An 18196-nucleotide genomic window follows, 5' to 3' on the forward strand; every position below is an offset into this window, starting at 1 on the left:
TACGGGAAGTAAGAATCGTAGTTTCGGAAAAGACGGTGCGGATAAAGTAATTGAAGTACCCTGCGGGACGGTAGTTTATAATGCCGAAACGGGAGAATATATTTGTGATGTGACCGAAGACGGTCAAGAAGTGATTCTGCTGAGAGGTGGAAGAGGCGGTCAGGGTAACTCTCATTTCAAGACAGCTACCCGTCAGGCTCCGCGCTTTGCACAGCCGGGGGAGCCAATGCAGGAAATGACTGTGATCATGGAGCTGAAACTCCTTGCAGACGTTGGCTTGGTAGGATTCCCGAATGCGGGAAAGTCTACGCTTCTTTCTGCTATTTCTGCAGCGAAACCGAAGATTGCGGATTATCCATTTACTACACTCGAACCTAATCTGGGTATTGTTTCCTATCGTGACGGAAAGTCATTCGTTATGGCGGACATACCGGGAATTATCGAAGGCGCCAGTCAGGGTAAAGGATTAGGATTGCGTTTCCTGCGTCATATCGAACGTAACTCATTGCTTTTGTTTATGGTTCCTGCGGATAGTGATGATATTCGCAAAGAATATGAAGTATTGCTGAACGAACTGGCTACTTTCAATCCTGAAATGCTCGACAAGCAGCGGGTGCTTGCTATTACAAAGAGTGATATGCTCGATCAGGAGCTGATGGATGAGATAGAACCGACGTTGCCCGAAGGTATTCCGCATGTATTTATATCTTCTGTTTCTGGCTTAGGAATTTCCGTATTGAAGGATATTCTTTGGGAGGAACTAAATGAGGGGAACAATAAGATAGAAGCAATTGTTCATCGTCCGAAAGATGTAACTAAATTGCAACAAGAACTCAAAGATATGGGTGAGGATGAAGATTTCGACTATGAATATGAGGAAGAGTTGGAAGAAGACGAAGAGATTTAGATTACGAATACGAAGACGATTGGGAAGAAAAATGATCGCAATTACAAAAGATAAAAGATTGTTGGGATACGAGTTGTTAAACTCTTATTCCAACATTTCTCATTTTGTGACGACACGTAGTAAAGGTTGTAGCGAAGGGAAATATGGTGCATTTAATTGTTCACCTTATACGGAGGACAAGTCAAAAAAAGTTTTGCTGAATCAATTCAGTCTGTTGCAGAGCTTAAAACATCCTGTAAAAGACTTAATCATTCCGCAACAGGTTCATAATGATGCTAGTCTGGTGATTGATGATTATTACTTCGAACTTCCGTTATTTATGAGACGGGCAGTATTGGATGGTATCGATGCATTGATAACTGCCAAGCCGGGGTATTGTATTTGTGTCTCGACGGCCGATTGTGTGCCGGTGTTACTTTATGATAAAAAACTTCAGGTAGTGGCCGCTATTCACGCTGGTTGGAAAGGGACTGTGAAGCATATTGTTCAAGGAGTGCTGTATCTCATGAATCAAAAGTTCGGGACCAAAGGAGAGGATGTCATAGCTTGTATTGGTCCCAGTATTTCACTCGAATCATTTGAAGTAGGGAAGGAAGTGTTTGAAGCATTTCGTAAGGAAGGTTTTGATATGTCACGCATCTCTCTCTGGAAAGAGGAGACGAAAAAGCATCATATTGATTTATGGGAAGCAAACCGGATTGAATTGTTGAACTCCGGAGTTCCTGCCAATCAAATTGAGGTATCGGGTATATGTACTTATAAGAATCACGAAGATTTCTTCTCGGCACGTAGGTTAGGAATTAATTCCGGTCGTATGCTGTCGGGAATTATGATCAATGATTGAGTTTATGTTGTTTTGAAATGTATCTACTATGTTTGAAATAAAAGTATCTCAGGAAATAAAACAAGCTTGTCCGGTATTTGCCGGAGCTGCTGTATACGCGGTAGTGAAAAATTCGACGTATAGTGAAGGACTTTGGAATGAAATTAATGAATTTACCGGGGAATTGACTACTACTACACAGATAGATGATATCAAACTTCAACCGGTCATTGCTGCCACTCGTGAAGCATATAAACGTTGTGGAAAAGATCCCGGTCGGTATCGTCCTTCGGCAGAAGCTTTACGTCGTCGTTTGATGCGTGGGATTCCTTTGTATCAGATTGATACATTGGTTGATCTTATCAACTTGGTATCTCTTCGTACGGGACATTCTATAGGTGGCTTTGATGCGGACAAGATACAGGGAAAGCAACTGGAATTGGGAATTGGTAAGGCTAATGAGCCATTCGAAGGTATCGGGCGAGGTGTGCTGAATATAGAAGGATTACCGGTTTACCGGGATGCCATCGGTGGAATAGGTACGCCTACTAGTGATCATGAGAGAACTAAAATGGATATTGGTACGACTCATATTCTTGCTATTGTCAATGGTTATAATGGAAGAGAAGGATTGAGAGAGGCTGCTGAAATGATTCAGACTTTATTGCAGAAATACACAGAATCGGTAGGAGGAGAAATCATTTATTTCTAACTAAAAGAAAAACTACCATGAAAAACATCACCTTATTAATTGCTATCTTATTTTCTATCTCTATACAGGCACAGGATAAGCCATCTTTCTCTTCGATGGAAGTAAACCATATCCGCGTAGTTACTCCAGGGCTTTTTTCGCAAAACAAAAGTATTTATTTGCATTTGGATTCTTTGAAAGAAATGGGCTATGCTTTTCCATTGCCTGGCGGTAAAGTAATTTCTGCTTATGGTGCTCGTAAAGGACATTCGGGTGCAGATATCAAGACATGTGCTAAAGATACGGTCCGTTGCGCTTTCGACGGAGTAGTGCGTATGTCGAAACCTTATAGTGCTTATGGAAATGTGGTAGTAGTCCGTCATGCTAACGGACTGGAAACTATCTACAGCCATAATTCCCAGAATTTAGTTCATAGCGGAGATATAGTAAAAGCAGGGCAACCTATCGGTCTGACCGGACGTACCGGACGGGCAACTACGGAACATTTGCATTTTGAAACTCGTATCAATGGACAGCATTTCAATCCGAATATAATTTTTAATCTGAAAGATGGTACATTACGAAAGGGGACTATCAAATGTACGAAAAATGGGAATGGAATTATTGTGAAACAAAACCAGGACAATAATCGTATTGCTCAGAATAAGAAATAGCTTCCTATTGTTTCTTCTCCATATGTTGTTTCAAGCCTTTGAACATATTGTTTCATATAGGAGAACACATTGTTTCATATAGGGAAACACATTGTTTAAAACGTATAAACACCTCGTTTCGTATACTTATTCTGGAATTTGAATCAATTCAATTCCTAATATGAAGGTATTATCTGCCTATTAGTTAGCTATTAATACTTTATATTGGGGTTATTAATACTAGAGAAAAGATATATATACTTCAGGGGGGAGTAATTTGTTATAGTATCAGTGGTGATAGGTGATAGGTGTGGTGATAGATCTTTTTTCAACCTATCACCACTTGAATGTCCGATGAATAGGGGAATACAGGATGTTGGTGATAGTTGATAGAGAAAATGCTGTTTTTTCTTATGTAGAGCTATCTATGTACTAAGTTTGACGCTTTTACAGTTTATGGAATAAATTTCAGGCAAACCGGTCGATCTATTTTGATGTCTTTATGTATATTTTTAATCAATCCTGTTTCCGGATTCCTTTCGTATACTTGAATGATATTGCTGTCTCTGCAAGCAACTAACAGAAACTTTCCGTTAGGAGTGATAATAAAATTCCGAGGATGAATGCCCGTTAATTGATAACCCACTTTTGTTAATATTCCATCATTCGGATGAATACTGAAAATTGCAATCCCGTCTGCTTTCAAACGATTGCTGGCATATAGGAATTTCCCATCGGGACTAATATGAATATCTGCACTTCCTTTCGCTCCAACCGTATCTGCAGCAATTTCCTGTGTTTCTTTTAGTATCCCGTCAGTGTATTGAAAAGTGATAACTGTACCTGAAAGTTCGTTAATAAGGTATGCGTATTTTCCACTTGGTGAGAAAGTCAGATGGCGGGGACCGGAACCGTCAGACACTTGAAAAGAGGCCGGATCATCTTCTTTTAAAAAGGTTTCTTTATTTTCTGAATCAGCATTAGGATGGATAATGAATTTGTGTATCTGATCTGTTCCTAAATCATTAGCAAACAGATATTTTCCGTCAGGAGTAATGCGAACACAATGTAGATGAGGCTTTTCCTGACGTTCTTTATCTATTCCTGAACCTTGAAACTGTATAACATCGGATGCAGGCAAGAGAGAGCCATCTTTGCTGATAGGGAAAACTGAAACACTTCCACCGCTATAGTTAGCTGTTATTACATTCTTACCATTGCTGATGAGATAACAAGGATCTTCGCCTTTTGTCTTTTGAGTGTTTAGGAGACGGAAAGTTCCTTTTTCTTTATCAAAAGCCAGTGCATTTACCGCAGCCCGTTCATCATTGAACTCGCTCACTGCATAAATAAATTTACTGTCAGACGATGGAGTAAGATAGGACGGATTTTCAATGGCTACTTCGCTAAGTGGAGTTACTGTTCCGTCATCTTCGTTGAAGCGGAAACTATAAATGCCTTTGCTTTTACTATCTCCAGTAGTGTATGTGCCTACGACCATCGTCAGTTCGTGATTCAGCTTTTCCGAATTTTCCTGCCGGGGCGTTCTTTTTGGCGTGCAACTTGTGGCAGCATACCGATTACACAAATAGTAGCAAGTGTTTTGAGCATAAACAGGTATTTTTAATGGTTATTATTTCTTTACTTCGGGTAATGACTTTACTTCTACGATGCCAACTTCGTTATTTCTGCCGAGTTACTTTGACATCCTTCTGCGAGACAAAGATAATGTAATCTTTCCTGTTATCTTTCCAAGCAGCAGTTAATTTATTCGCAATAACGTTATTAGCTGTTTTTCATTTCATTCTGATAACTTGATAAGGTGATTTGACGTATACTTCTTCATTATATTTTCAGCGTTAATCATATCTTGCGGCAAGAATGTGATTCGTTAGTTGTTTTCGTACGAAAAGTTCTAATAGTAGTTCATGAAAGCCTGATGGATATAATATTTGCTAATAGCTCATCGTAAATCCGAAAACATTTCCTATCTTTGTACCCTCGGAAAGAGTTCTGAAAACTCGCTATTCTGTACGAGTGAATTCTGGGGTTGACTGGATTTGACAGCGGGCAGAAATGGTAGGTAAGCATGCAGTGGTCGGTAATTTCCACTTAAATATCAGTTATCAAAATTTTATCTGGCGAAACTAATTACGCTCTTGCTGCTTAATCGAATCATAGTAGATTAGCTTAATCCAGGCACTAGGTGCCAGGACGAGACATCACTCGGAAGCTGTTGCTCCGAAGCATTCCGGTTCAGTGGTGCAGTTACATCGGGGATAGTCGAAAGTAGCCTCGTGCTTTTGATGAAACTTTAGAGGATAAGGTTGGAATTGATGGCTTTGGTTCTGTTCCAACACGAAAATTTAGGCAAAGATAAGCATGTAGAAAGCTTATGATTTCCTCGTTTGGACGAGGGTTCGATTCCCTCCAGCTCCACTTATAGTGCTGAATTTTAGTTGTTTATTAATTATAGGGACTAAAATAGGGACTAAAACAATGAAGGCAGCTAATTAGCTGCCTTTTCTATTACCATTCATTAACATGTTAAAACAGATAATTTCCAAAATATTTTCTTGATTTCATTTGCGCGTTTTCAAAATAATACTTATCTTTGTAATGTAATCAAAGAGATGATTATAGCGGTTAATCTTCTTCACCGAGAAAGCAAGGAGAAAAACCTAATCGGTATTCATTATGAGACTAGCGATTTCATTTAGAATCTGGAAAGTAAGAGTAAATTTTGAAATTCTACTCTAAAATCCAAGGGGAGGGAAACCTCCCCAACCGATTAGGATTTACAAAAATAGTAATTATGAATGAAATAGCAAAAAAAAAGCATGGAGGCTCTAGAATCGGAGCCGGAAGAAAGAAAACGACTGCAAAACGCTACGGTTTTAATGCTCCAGAAGATGTTTGTACGATCCTTGAAAAAGTAGACGATAAAACATCATTTATTTGCGAGGCTATACTTAAATTAGGAAAGGATAAAGGACTATTGTAATGTGATTTGCTTTCAAATTAGCATCTTTACATCGTTGGAAACAACTAGTACTCAATTATTTTTTTCTTCGGTAAACGTGATTTCAAATATTCAATGAATTTTCGGTAATCTTTTTCTTTCAGATTACCGAAATTCGTTGCTCCTACGCTCTCAAACGCTTCCTGCATTAAAAGACGCTTCTTAAGATTTAACGCTCTTCTTGCAACTTCCCTACAATCTTCAATAGTAAATGTTTCCATATTAATAATAGTATTTATATTCTCTCAAAAACTCAGTATAAGCCCTAATTCGGGCACGATGATATATATTACGATATCTGTACCACGTTGGATAAATAAAACCTTTTATACTGTATTCAAATTTTTGTCCTTCTGCTTCTAATTCTAACTTCTCTTTGAATAATTCCTTAACAGTATAATGCAAAGGGGTTCCAAAATATCTGTAAACATCGTGCATATACAATTGCGTGTTAATATGCAATTTAATTTCACGATAGTAGAAAGCTTCTAATTTATATAAATTTGGTTTTGGCATATATTAACCATCCAATAATGATAATAACTATTGCTGCAAACGCCCACCCGCCTAGCTCCATTTTTATAGATTGCCATCTGGTTAGTTTCTTCTCAACCATATATGGAACATTAATACTATCAACCCGACTTATATACACCGTATCAGTCAGATTCTTATATTTATATAGATACCGATCTTTATAAATATAAATCGTATCCCCAGAACGATCTATATAGACACTATCACGTCGATAGATACTGTCATGCTGTATCTTATTAATATAGATACTATCTTTCTTCACCGTTTCAACCGGAACATATTGCACGCTCCGGCAAGATGTGAAACATGTTCCTGACATCAGGAAAACGATAAGATAGAGGATTAATCGCTTCATCATAACTTTAAAACCTGTTTACGATTATGACCTTCTCTAAAAGAGACATGTACCCAAGAAAAATTCTTTTCGTCGATCAATTGGTCGAATGGAAGATTATCCCGGATCAATTCAAACAGCTTTTTATTTCCTTCCTTTGTGCCTGTATAGATATCAGCTGCCTCTCCTTTCATGTGTTGAGAGTTTTTCGCACCACCAACAGCCCTATTTAAATCTAAAGAACGAAATCCAGAACTTACGACTATCGGATTTCCATATAATTCCCTTAACGGGTCCAGAACGTTATTAATTAGGGATTTTAAAGCCTCTTTTTGATCTTCATTAGGATTGTTATCAATTCTCTTTATCTGTGCTGTGGAAGACTTGCACATCTCATTTATTGTAAAGTACTTCATTTTTTAGCTTCCTTTTCTTGATCTTTGAATTTATCTAGTAGATGATTAAACTTGCTTGAAACATATACACCAACTCCGAAAATGGACCCAGCATAAAGTAAACACTGTGCAAAGAACCATAACACACTGTCATGTATCTGACCTTTTGGTTCAACGATGAACCCCGCTACAGATAATAAAACACCGGAAAATAACATTCCAACGGCTGTCCATATCTGTACATCTTCTTTTGTTTCTTTTTTCATAATCAGGAGATAAACATTATTCGATATGGTTTCTTTCCTTCACAACATGAATCTTTCTTATTATACAAATCAAGCACCTTCTTGAATTGCTCAATAAAGATATCTGCCTTTCCCTTTTCTGCTTCCCATCTACGATTTAATCTATCGTCAGGAATGACAATAGAGTTTCCAAACTGTTGTATTTTGAATCCTGTAGATGTACTTTTTTGATCTGAACTCTGTAGATATCTAGTAAAGGCATAATAACAAAGAATCGTATATAGAGGAACGAAGGTATAAGTCTTTCCGTTGATCAATACACTCATATCAAAATCATTATCGGGCACATTGTTAGAGTCTAACAGCCCTCCTAATTCTGACGGAATATTTGATATAGAACTACAAATAGCCTCCATCACATCCAGCTTGTCGGCTTCTTGAACCGCTTTTAGTAATGGAGCGTCTTTTACATCTGTAGCGATCTCAAAAATTGATCGCATTTTATTTACTATATCATTAAATGTCATAGTTTTTATCCTCCAAATCATTTTTGATTTCAAAATAAGCGGGTTCGGTATCGAATATATAAGATAAATCACGTGATATCTTATTACGGAGTTTTGCGGTAGAACGTCTGTATATCTTCTGCATTTCCTTTATGACTTCCCCAGAAGCATTAGAGAAAGCTATAAGGGACGAATCAATCAAAGGAATAGGAATGTTATACGCTTGCATAGCAATATCTTTTTTCAAAGGCTCATTATAAGCCTTATACAAATCCGCTTCAATCGGAGTCCCTAGTTTATCGACTCTAATAAACGGTTTATCGCTAATTACATTATCATCACGTACTAAAACAGTTGATCCGGCTCCCTGAGCACCCATGATATTAGCTATACCTTTAGCAAAAGAATCCTGCTCTGCTGTTTCTTGAAATGCTCCATGTGTTACAATATTGCAACAATGAAATCCACGTCCTAAAACACGATATACATACTCACCATTCTGTGACTCCGCTATCATTTCGTTTTGAACAGAATGAAAAGGGGACAAAGGATAAGGACGGGTAGTAAAGAAGTTCATGTACATTAATTGCCCGGGATGGTTCTCTATACCTCCATATGTTTCACATTCTTCACGAAATTTCTTAGGGTTAAATGTGGGGTAAGTGATAGAATTACCTTGTACCTGGGTATATTTATATGGATCACGATCCCAATTATCAAACACTACCCAGTTATATACCCTGGAATCTTTAAGATAATCCTTATTCAATCCGGCTCTAACATATTCAAAAGGGACAGGATATACGGCACGTGGACGAAAGTTGCCACCATATTGTACAATTAACGCACAGCCCCTAAACCGCGCAATATCGTAAGATATGATGTTAAGGATATCATTTAAAGATTCGCCATGATCATTCTTAATTTCGCCTATTGAATCGTATAAAAAACCTTCACACTCGATTGCTTCTGATAATCTCTCTACGCTAGAAGAAGCTGACTTACTTGCATAGATCATATTACTTAATAATTGAGGGTACAAGTTAGAATCACCGTACCCTACAATTTTTTCAGAAACAAAAGGACGAGTTTTAACAGGTTTATCTATTAGTACTGTCACCTTTCTACTTTCTGCCATTTCTGAATAGATTTAATTATTCTTTATTCTCCGGTTCTGGTTCGACTTCTTCTGTAGTCTTTTCTTTCTCCTGATCTGGTATTACCTCTTCCGTTACTGGTTTAGTATCCGGTTCCGGAGTCTGGTCTAGATTTGAATCTGAATTCTCTTCCGGTTCGACTTCCAAATCAGTTTCTAATCCCGGTTCTGTTATTGGTTCGACTTCTTCTGTAGTCTCTTCTTTCTCTTCCTCAATCGGTCCAAGATCAATAAAGAGATTCTTATAACCCGGATTTTCTGACATAAGCTGCTCTGCCTTTGCGTCAGTTATGTTATGAGCACGATATACAACACCGTCTTTATAATGGTGAATAGATTCACCCTGTTTCATAACGTAGCGAACATGTTTCCCCGTCAGATAATGATTATTATACCATGTTTTAGCATATTGCATATCCATCGGGCAATCACTTTTCAGATCGAGAAAAGTAATACTTTTACATAGATTTAATATTGCAATAGGATCGGTTAATTGAAGTAATTTTCTACCTTCCTCTTTTACTGCTTTTTTTCTTCCCATTTCAATTTACATTTTTAAGTGAATTATACTGATCAACAGTAATACTATAACGATAATCACCGCATGAATTATCAGGTGTTTTTAGGGTAATCACTGATACTCCATCAGTCGCACTATCAGTTGAGAAGTCAGAAGCCTCTAGCTGAGCATGTACGCCCAATAAAAAATATTGGTTCGTCTTAGTGCGTACAGCAACCAGGAATGTCCCTGATAATGCAGCGATAATATAAGATACCACTGGTAAAGATGAAAGGATCTTGATTATCATAGATATTTCCATCATAGTAGGCGCATTATCATTGATCTTAATAGCTTCCGTTTCTTGACACGAGTTTTTCACACACTGAATTGTATAGCCTCTAGTCCCCTTTTTAAGGGTAATATTAGCCTCTCCAGTTTGTTGGGAAGAGGTCAAAGTTGCAACATCTTCAAAGTTGATTATTACAGCTTCTTCAATCCCATTTATACCAGAGATCAAGCCGGGATTCTGACAATCAAATGCCAAATTCTGAGATACTTTCTTAATACATGCCATTATGAAGCCTTTCCTAATAAAGTATTCCACGTATCAGCCGTTACAGAAGCACGTGGCTCACCATAAACTCCCTGAGGTGTAGCTAAAGTAATAGTAGTAAACCCACCATTATCATTTGCGCTTTCCTCAACTGCTGAAATTTCTAATCCATAATTAGTGCCGTAGATGCGATAAACGTTTTTTTCAACCATTTTTGCAACTACCACTACCCTTGAGTTAAGAATATTATTAGTAAAAATATTCTCCTGTGCAGTTTTCTTATAAACTGTAAAATTCACTGTCTGTTCCAAAGCATTAGGAGCGTTTTCGTTTTCTCTTAATGCTTCTGACGCATTCGCTCCCTTTCTAATTGAAGCGACACGAATTGTTTTCCCTGTAGAAGTCAAAGTAACTGTAGCTACCCCGTTTGTAATAGAGATAGATGAAATATCGGAGAAGTTAATCAATAACATATCCTGTATTCCAACTGCCCCGTATTGGCAATCGTAAGTGATTGCGCCTGATATATTAGATACGCATCCCATACTTATACATTTAATTTGTTAGCTACTAAATAACTCCAAACACTAGAAGAGCAAACAGTAGGAGAATCACCTTTAGACCCGTCAGGAGTTTTTAAGGTAATTGTCATAAACCCACCGTTTGATGAAGTATCAGAATCAGAGGCAGAAGATTCTAAACCCGCTGACGCTCCCGCAACTTTAATTGCTCCTAGTTCACGAAGTTTGCCAAAAGCGATAAATTTTCCGTTCAAAAGAGCTTCTATAATATTAGCCCCATCAACGGTTTTATCATATACAGTTACGGTAACAGACTGTTCTAAACCTGTCGCTCCGTCAAGCTGACGGATTGCGTCTATCATCTTAACACTATTCTTATAACAATCGACAGGAACTGCCTTTGCATTGGCTACCAGTGTTAATGCTGTTACTTCATTGTTCGTTATTGTAATACTCTGAACGTCTGACAGGTTCACAAGCAAAAGCTCAGCAAGTCCGGTTGCACCACCTGCACAACCGAACATAATTGCTTTATTTAATTTATTTATGCAACTTGCCATGACTTTATTTTTTAAGCACCTGCCTTCGCTGTAGTCGCTAACTGCATAATTTCAGGTACGGCTAACATTAAGTCAGCACCAAATATCGTGCGACTGTAATACTTGTTATCTTTAGGGTCCTGACGGAACGGTTTAATTCCTATTTCGTCTGTTTCCAAAGCTATACGAATATTATCTTTAGTCGTATAAGCCGCAAATGCAGTGATAGGCATAATTGATTCATCAGCAGACAAAGAAGCAGATACGTGCGGTAGCTCGTTAATCTTGTAACCTTCGATCGTATAATATTTGCGACCATCTTCTAAAATCATTTGAGAAGTGGTATTACCAAGACTTTCAAGATGATTAATATACAGACGGAGGACGTTAGAGGTAACGTAAAATTCAGAAAACTCACGTTTATCCGGACGCTGATTGTCTATCAACTTTTTCATTGCTGTAACAACACCTTCCTCAGTTAGAGTCATCGCCACTTCTGTTTGCGAACTAGCCTGATATTGTTTGATGAAACCACCGTTAGTAAAGAAGTTGTATTCTCCTGCTGTATCAGTAGTAGCCAAACCACCTAACCACGCCAAACGGATTAGATCGGCTTCTACAACCTTACGTAACTCAATAGCCATGAATCCGGCTAAATCTGTTTCATTGAAATCATCTGAAAGATGCACACGACGGGCAACCATTTTACCCCATATTTCCTCCAAGCAAATACTTAAAGGTAAAACTACAGGAATAATGCTGTAATACTTGACACTATCTGACATGTTGTCGTAATAGTAATCGTCTCCACATCCTTTTGATTTGCGAAGTGCCTTATCTTTTGCGGTAAATGAAACAACCGGATCGCCATTCTGGATACCTACCATCAAAGTAGCACCGCGCTCCATTTCGCCCATCGTACCCACAGTCAAGGTAATCACCTCGCTAAGAGATTCGATATTGAATTTATTAAGATCAGTAAATGTAAATGCCATTTCTTTTCCTCCTATTTTGATTGATTAATATTTTTGCTCGTATTTCTTCTGGGCTTCTTTTACACTCTCTTTCGTAATTTTCCCTACTTGTTTGGCGTTTGCATCATTACGGGAGAATTGTGTAGGAGTAGCAGAAGTTTTGTTAAGCTGATTGTTTACCTTTTCAAATTCAGTATTAAATCTGCTTGACATTCTTTCTATGCTCCTTTCAATTCTATCAAGACGTTCGCTAAATTCTGCGGGAGTAGAAGATTGACGGTCAATAATAGTCTCTTCTTTGTTGCCGTCCTCTTCTTCATATTCGCGAACCTTTTCAATCTTGCTATCACTAATAACAAGAACCATTCTCCCTTCACCGGGAACCTCAATTGTTACTTCCCCGTCTCCGTAGGGATTCCCGTCAATATCAGTAACTTCATCACCGATATTCATCAATCCGTCTTTAGAATTGATTTTGATTTTCTTTCCGTCCGTTGTATCAACGATTTCCTCGGCACACTTGGTCGCTTTCTTGAAAAAGCTTGCAAAATTGCTAAAATACTTACTCATTTTTTCATTATTTTGATTGTTAAACATTGAACTGGTAGCAGCGGGAATTCCTACGATATCACAAGCGATAAGACGCTCAAAGGATGTAACATCGAATCGGTTTTCTTTTTCATTGAACTCTTTGGTATCTATGTCAAATACGGACATTCCGATCATTTCCGGCTCTTTCTCAATTAGTCCTATTATGAACTTTGCTTTTTCTGGATAGCCATCTTCTAAAGCTGGAGAGATCGTAAGATCTGCAAACACTGAATCACCCTCACGAATGAAATTATCAAGACTTCCGATATACTCGTTAAGCATTTCATAACCAGCATGAGTCTTTCGGCAATGCACAGGGCGTTGATTTCCTCTCTCTACAAGAGAATCCAAAGATTCAGGAGTAATAAAGATAGGAGCCGTCTTACCGTCCTGCTCCCAACTATTTGTAGTTAATCCCGCATCAATTACTCTTACTTTTTCGAATTTCATACAAAGTGTTTAAATTTATTCAAATATAAATCCTTCTTCACTATGCACATTGTCAGATTACATCAAATACATTTAATCCCTTACAGAATCACGTATAAATACAGAATTGTGATCTACTTCATTAAACTCTTGTACTGATACTATCGGATTAGGAGCATTTTCAAAACCTTCTAATACGATTAAAGCCAATTCTTTTAATGATTCCTTTGATAACTTAACTTCTGAACTTAATCTTACTGTCTTTATAGAATCATGTATTACAGACATCTTCCCACCATCGGCAAACTTATATAGACTTGAACTACCAAAAGAACGCCCACCGTATTCCTGATTCAAAGCTGAAAGCGCATTGATAGCACTAGAGGCACGACGATTCAATATATACATATTTTCACCACCTTCCGCCTCAAATACCTGTCCATTTGATCCGGTAAATGTTACTCCGCCCTCAGCATGAGAAGGACCGAATATTTTACCACCCTTGGCAAGCTTCTTTTTAGAAGTTCCAATAGTCGGGATATCGTCCTTTACCTTCGCTATTGTGGCAACTTGCTTAAGACCTGCCGCAATAACTATAGCCATTTGAGCAATACCTAAAAAACCTCCTGTAGCAAGTGCTTTAGTGGCTCCTAGATAAGTATTTATTGTAGCCTGTGCAATAGCAAATGTTTTTCCGGCTGCGGATTCTTGCCCAAGTAAATTGTTTAACTGCCCTGCCAAATCTGCTGCCATAGAAAGCTCAGCATTCATTCTTTCTTTAGATAACTCCTGTTGTTGTTTCTCGTACTTTTGCTTAACTAAAGTTATATCAGCCCCAGTCTTTTTGGCATTTGCTATCTCCTTTTCATATTGCAATTCAAGTTCAATTTTCCGTCTTTCATACTCATTCGTAACATTCTGCATTCTAACTTTACGACTATTTGCTAAATTTTCTGCTTCTCTTTCTCTTTTCTTCTTTTCGTTTTCTTTGAAAAGCTTATGCTCTCTCTCCTGAATATCTATTTGCAATTCAAGTTTCTTGTTTTCAAACTCCTGCAAAGTAATAAGCCCCTGACGATATCGTTCCTCTTCAATGGCTAACGCTGCATCGTTTATTTCCTTCTGATTGGCTAGTTCCGTTTCTTTGTCTACAATGCCAATTTGTCGCTGACGTATTTGTAATTGGAGTTTAACTAAGCCATCTTCCATTGACTTTAAAACTTCTGCCTGAATCTTTTTTTCATTTTCGGCCGCTTTACGGGCTTCATCCTCTTTCGTTTTCCGTTTCTTTTCCTCTGCTGCTTTAACTGCGGCTACTCCCTGAGATTGAATTTGTTTTTCAAGTCCCGTTTGTTGGCTGATAATCTCTTTACTCATTGCTGAATATCTAGCGGCTGTTTCTTCAACCGCTGCTTGTGCTTCAACGGTTTTCCGTCTACGTTCATCTGCTGTATAGCTAAGTCCTTCGTCTGCCTCTATCTGTTTCTTTTTCGCTTCAAGAATATCCAATTCTTTACTCTTCATTTCAGCCAATATTTTAAGACTGTTTTTTGCTGCCGCATTACGTTCAGCATAACTTTTGGATTGATCGGATATGATAGCTTTTTGTTCTTCCAACTCACGTCTCATTTGTGCTAACGGAAGAATTAAATCAGTCTCTTTGTTATATAGGTCCCTTTCTTCTTTTGCCAATTGCTTTGCTGTCTCTGCCGCTCTTATTGTTTCGTTACTGAGCAACCCTATATTAGTTAAAAACTGCATTATTTTTTCGCTTACCTTCTCAATAACCCTAACAACTCCAGCAAACAGATTAGTAATCTGATCGGCAAGTCGGGAGAATATTACCTGAAACGGGGCGAATGCAGCCTTTAAAGATGCAGCTAATTCAGAGTTTCGATTTATAAATTTCTCAATAGAGGCAATTATCGTAATAAGTATAGATGCAATAAATAAAAAAGGATTTGCTTTAAGAGCCGCATTAAATGCTTTCACCCCAGATACCCCGGAAACCATACCACCAACTAACGAACCTACAGCCCCTTTCATTCCTACTGTCATCGTTAATGCCTGTTGCATGCCTTCCGCATAAGCTCCAACACTTCTACGATTGTCTCCGATAGATCCCTCCATTTTTTTTAGCTTATCGGAAATTTCTTTTGTTTGTGCTGTTAAAGCTTTACCTTCTTTAGAGTTCATACGTTGTGCTTCTGACATTGCGTTAAGCTCCGCAGTGTTTTTAGCAAGCTGTGCACGAAGTGCGTTCACAGAAGTAGCCTCAGAATCAATAATCGTTTTAGTAGATTTAATTTCCTTGCCTACATCTGAAAGCTCATTTTTATTATCTAATAAGTCCTTATTTAATTCAACTATCTTAGTTGTAGATTCTGCAACCAATTTATTATAGTCTGTTTGTGATATCTTCTGATTTTGATACGCTTTATTCACAGCAGACAACTGTGTTTGTTCCGCTTTCAATTCAGATTGTAGTCTCTTCTTTTCATCTGATAATTTTATAGACCTCTGAATCAATTCATCAAGTCCGTTTACTCCCTCGGACGTATTGAATGATAAATCCAGTAATGTAACTTGCTCTACCATTATTTAAGAGTTAATTTAGTCATTTTAATCTTGCATGTTCCACTCACCACATCGAAGTCAGACACCGATCGTATATAAAACCACGCATTAAGTTGTCTGAAATAATATGCACCTTCTTCCCTAAATAACTGCATAAAAAGGAAATAAGGAATTTCCGCTTTTATTGTAACGTCCACGCCACCCCGAAACGCCCTGTAGTATTTAATACAGTTGTTCAGATATGTGTCTGACCGGAAATAATCTGTTTGAACTGCCGCACCTTGAAACGGGTCCAAAGGTCCCGAAAATGCCCATGTACATGGATAAGTTGCGCGGTTAAGTGGCAACGGTAAACTGCATGAGAACAGTTCCGACAGGTTAGTGAACAGTCCTTTGCCCACTCGTATAGTGCGTATCCACTCACCGAAAGTTGTACGTCCGAAGTTTCCCAACCCTTCCGAATCTTCGATAGTTTCCAGTGAAATAAAGTAATCGGACCAATCCTGTATATATTCTCCCAGCGAATGAACGCCCGTACTTATTAAGTCTCTTACCGTACTGTGTAGAATCGGTTTTACGTTTAGAACTATTTTACCTTCTACTATCTTAAGTTGCCATGTCCATTGATTCGCTTTACAAAGATTGTCTAACAGGTCCTTTCCTGTGGTTACTCCGATATCTTCGTTTACAAAGACCTGATTGTCTCCTACATTATCAGAGATCGTCCCTGTCAGTGAAAAGGCTTCGCTCGGTGTCAGGTCGGGCGGTGGAACTACATCCAGCCTGACGGGGTCTACGTCTGGGCTAGGTCTGTAATATATGCCTGCATAGCCTACGCCACTTCCGTACCATTCTATTCGCCCACCTAACAAAGCGTTAGGCTGATATTTGCAATGACTGTCGTCAGCGTCACGACTAACAAGTCTCCAAGTAGACATAGATTTATTGCTTCCGATCCAACGCAATTGCAATGTTGCGGGCGGGGTCTGACCTCTAAAGTCAAGTATCATAACGCTGGTATCGTAGTCGATTGTAAAATCAACGCTATAGCCTCATCGGGAAAGTATCTTTCCGCAATATTGGGTATTTCTGTTGAGTCGAAATAGATCGTGTTGCCGGATAGGTATTGTACTTCTCCATTGTCAGCCTGATACACGTTACGAAACTCAAAAGATACAGTTTTCCCGGCTAGCTCATTCGTGCTACCAAGGTGTATTTTGTGCATGATAGCGGAATTGAGTTCGGGTGTACCTTCGATTGCGGGAAGTTGAGCGTAATCGTCAAGTCCGTATGCGTTCTTAAGTAGTTCAGCCGCGGAAGTCATTGCGATTTGGTTAGAATTGTATATACCGCGCTCGGAAAACTTGGCGATCGTACTTGTTACCTCGCTTGCCTTCACAAATTTCTGGGATAGTTTATAGAGTAGTAACCGTTGCTATATGTAACCTTCGCTTTGAATGTTTCTTCAAGCACTACACCGCCTATCGTCAGTTCTACATTATACTGCTCATCCCGTTCTATCAAACCAAAATTCAGGAGTGCGAAGAATATCCGGTCATTAACGTAACTTCTTGGAGCCTTAAATGTCGCTGAATAAGATTTAGTAGACTCACCAAACGTATAAGGAGAAGATGATGCTATATTCAATTTCAGGCTTCCCGATTCTATACCGTCCAGATATTCGCCATTTACTTTAATCCGGATTTCCATTAGTATATAAATTTAAGAGTTACAATATTTGTCAGACCTGATCCGGTGCTTTTGACACCTGTAGTAGATGAACACTTGCAGTTGTACAATGCTGTTGGGTCTTCCTCATCCATCCCGCATATCTTAATCTCAGGTGAAACGGCTAAACGTTTAAGGGCTACAACGTTCTGTGCATTCAATGCAAAGTTACATGTAACCTCACGTTTGGTTACTACTCTACCGTCTCCCTGTTGTGCGAGAGTATCGACACAAGACCAATTATCAGCATCTATGAAATCAAACGATCCACATGAGTTGAACCATGATAGAGTTACACGTCCACAAGGTTCATTATTGATGTCTGGATAAACTTTATCAATTCCGCATGATGGTATAGCGATTCGATAATACTTAGTAACGTCAATAGGGGAACCTTGCTGATATGTAACAGAATACAGTTTACCATCACGCCCGTATAATGTTGCCGGATCTCCATTTGTCGAAGCAATGGTACGTGAGTAAATCCGATCATTTGCAGGGCGTGACACTGGT

22 protein-coding genes, 1 other RNA gene and 1 pseudogene are annotated in these 18196 nt (G+C 38.5%); 6 read left to right on the top strand and 18 right to left on the bottom strand.

The window, feature by feature from the left end; all coding sequences use genetic code 11:
- The 4 genes and pseudogenes from obgE to JCM17102_RS19045 form a co-directional block, all read left to right on the top strand.
- Positions 1-942, top strand: a pseudogene (obgE, locus tag JCM17102_RS28495) (GTPase ObgE); the annotation flags it as partial.
- Positions 939-1751 (top strand): peptidoglycan editing factor PgeF, encoded by an 813-nt coding sequence (gene pgeF, locus JCM17102_RS19035; protein ID WP_025076312.1) that lies wholly within the window; start codon positions 939-941, stop codon positions 1749-1751. The pseudogene obgE and the gene pgeF, both read left to right, overlap by 4 nt.
- Positions 1752-1779: 28 nt before the next feature.
- Positions 1780-2442 (top strand): B3/B4 domain-containing protein, encoded by a 663-nt coding sequence (locus JCM17102_RS19040; protein ID WP_025076313.1) that lies wholly within the window; start codon positions 1780-1782, stop codon positions 2440-2442.
- Positions 2443-2459: 17 nt separating this feature from the next.
- Positions 2460-3095 carry a M23 family metallopeptidase gene (locus JCM17102_RS19045; RefSeq protein ID WP_025076314.1) on the top strand — a complete coding sequence of 212 codons (636 nt, stop codon included), beginning with the start codon at positions 2460-2462 and terminating at the stop codon, positions 3093-3095.
- Between the two features lie 433 nt (positions 3096-3528).
- On the opposite strand, the gene JCM17102_RS28500 is transcribed toward JCM17102_RS19045, so the two are convergent.
- Positions 3529-4662 (bottom strand): lactonase family protein, encoded by a 1134-nt coding sequence (locus JCM17102_RS28500; RefSeq protein ID WP_275564439.1) that lies wholly within the window; start codon positions 4660-4662, stop codon positions 3529-3531.
- Positions 4663-5120: 458 nt separating this feature from the next.
- On the opposite strand from JCM17102_RS28500, the gene ssrA reads away from it, so the two are divergent.
- Together ssrA and JCM17102_RS24980 are read left to right on the top strand one after the other, a co-directional pair.
- Positions 5121-5516, top strand: a transfer-messenger RNA (tmRNA) gene (gene ssrA, locus JCM17102_RS30020).
- A gap of 373 nt (positions 5517-5889) precedes the next feature.
- Positions 5890-6078 carry a hypothetical protein gene (locus JCM17102_RS24980; RefSeq protein ID WP_025076315.1) on the top strand — a complete coding sequence of 63 codons (189 nt, stop codon included), beginning with the start codon at positions 5890-5892 and terminating at the stop codon, positions 6076-6078.
- 44 nt (positions 6079-6122) lie between these two features.
- Here JCM17102_RS24980 and JCM17102_RS19060 read toward each other — a convergent pair whose 3' ends face one another.
- The 17 genes from JCM17102_RS19060 to JCM17102_RS30760 all read right to left on the bottom strand — a co-directional run.
- The gene (locus JCM17102_RS19060) at positions 6123-6317 is read right to left on the bottom strand and encodes a hypothetical protein (RefSeq protein ID WP_025076316.1); all 195 of its coding nucleotides are present in this window, start codon (positions 6315-6317) and stop codon (positions 6123-6125) included.
- A gap of 272 nt (positions 6318-6589) precedes the next feature.
- Entirely contained in the window at positions 6590-6991 is a 402-nt protein-coding gene (locus tag JCM17102_RS19070; protein ID WP_245798523.1) for a hypothetical protein, read from the bottom strand.
- Complete coding sequence (locus tag JCM17102_RS19075) at positions 6988-7383, bottom strand: D-Ala-D-Ala carboxypeptidase family metallohydrolase (RefSeq protein ID WP_025076319.1); 396 nt, start codon at positions 7381-7383, stop codon at positions 6988-6990. Before JCM17102_RS19075 ends, JCM17102_RS19070 begins: the two co-directional genes overlap by 4 nt.
- Positions 7380-7628 carry a hypothetical protein gene (locus JCM17102_RS19080; RefSeq protein WP_025076320.1) on the bottom strand — a complete coding sequence of 83 codons (249 nt, stop codon included), beginning with the start codon at positions 7626-7628 and terminating at the stop codon, positions 7380-7382. The genes JCM17102_RS19075 and JCM17102_RS19080 overlap by 4 nt, the downstream gene beginning before the upstream one ends.
- A 2-nt stretch (positions 7629-7630) precedes the next feature.
- Complete coding sequence (locus JCM17102_RS19085) at positions 7631-8107, bottom strand: DUF6712 family protein (protein ID WP_139262182.1); 477 nt, start codon at positions 8105-8107, stop codon at positions 7631-7633.
- 16 nt (positions 8108-8123) lie between these two features.
- Positions 8124-9251, bottom strand: a complete 1128-nt coding sequence (locus tag JCM17102_RS19090) for a hypothetical protein (protein ID WP_025076322.1) — start codon at positions 9249-9251, stop codon at positions 8124-8126.
- Positions 9252-9267: 16 nt separating this feature from the next.
- On the bottom strand, positions 9268-9810 hold the full coding sequence (locus tag JCM17102_RS19095) for a hypothetical protein (protein WP_025076323.1): 543 nt from the start codon (positions 9808-9810) through the stop codon (positions 9268-9270).
- Between the two features lies 1 nt (position 9811).
- A complete protein-coding gene (locus JCM17102_RS19100; RefSeq protein ID WP_025076324.1) occupies positions 9812-10345 on the bottom strand; it encodes a hypothetical protein in 534 nt (177 codons plus the stop codon).
- On the bottom strand, positions 10345-10869 hold the full coding sequence (locus JCM17102_RS19105) for a hypothetical protein (protein ID WP_033887119.1): 525 nt from the start codon (positions 10867-10869) through the stop codon (positions 10345-10347). The genes JCM17102_RS19100 and JCM17102_RS19105 overlap by 1 nt, the downstream gene beginning before the upstream one ends.
- A gap of 2 nt (positions 10870-10871) precedes the next feature.
- Positions 10872-11405, bottom strand: coding sequence for a hypothetical protein (locus tag JCM17102_RS19110; protein WP_033887120.1), 534 nt, complete (start codon positions 11403-11405; stop codon positions 10872-10874).
- A gap of 11 nt (positions 11406-11416) precedes the next feature.
- Positions 11417-12379: a hypothetical protein gene (locus tag JCM17102_RS19115; RefSeq protein WP_025076327.1), complete on the bottom strand. Its 963-nt coding sequence runs from the start codon at positions 12377-12379 to the stop codon at positions 11417-11419.
- Between the two features lie 24 nt (positions 12380-12403).
- Positions 12404-13399 (bottom strand): hypothetical protein, encoded by a 996-nt coding sequence (locus JCM17102_RS19120; RefSeq protein WP_025076328.1) that lies wholly within the window; start codon positions 13397-13399, stop codon positions 12404-12406.
- Between the two features lie 72 nt (positions 13400-13471).
- Positions 13472-15853, bottom strand: a complete 2382-nt coding sequence (locus tag JCM17102_RS19125) for a hypothetical protein (protein WP_148302078.1) — start codon at positions 15851-15853, stop codon at positions 13472-13474.
- A 122-nt stretch (positions 15854-15975) separates the two neighbouring features.
- Complete coding sequence (locus tag JCM17102_RS19130; RefSeq protein WP_025076330.1) at positions 15976-16965, bottom strand: hypothetical protein; 990 nt, start codon at positions 16963-16965, stop codon at positions 15976-15978.
- Entirely contained in the window at positions 16962-17354 is a 393-nt protein-coding gene (locus JCM17102_RS19135) for a hypothetical protein (protein WP_025076331.1), read from the bottom strand. Before JCM17102_RS19135 ends, JCM17102_RS19130 begins: the two co-directional genes overlap by 4 nt.
- Positions 17351-17665, bottom strand: coding sequence for a hypothetical protein (locus JCM17102_RS19140; protein WP_025076332.1), 315 nt, complete (start codon positions 17663-17665; stop codon positions 17351-17353). Before JCM17102_RS19140 ends, JCM17102_RS19135 begins: the two co-directional genes overlap by 4 nt.
- Positions 17665-18196: hypothetical protein (locus tag JCM17102_RS30760; RefSeq protein ID WP_159106361.1), on the bottom strand; the 532-nt coding region annotated here is incomplete at its 5' end. The genes JCM17102_RS30760 and JCM17102_RS19140, both read right to left, overlap by 1 nt.

It is taken from the genome of Bacteroides faecichinchillae JCM 17102 (assembly GCF_000614145.1).
Lineage (GTDB): Bacteria > Bacteroidota > Bacteroidia > Bacteroidales > Bacteroidaceae > Bacteroides > Bacteroides faecichinchillae.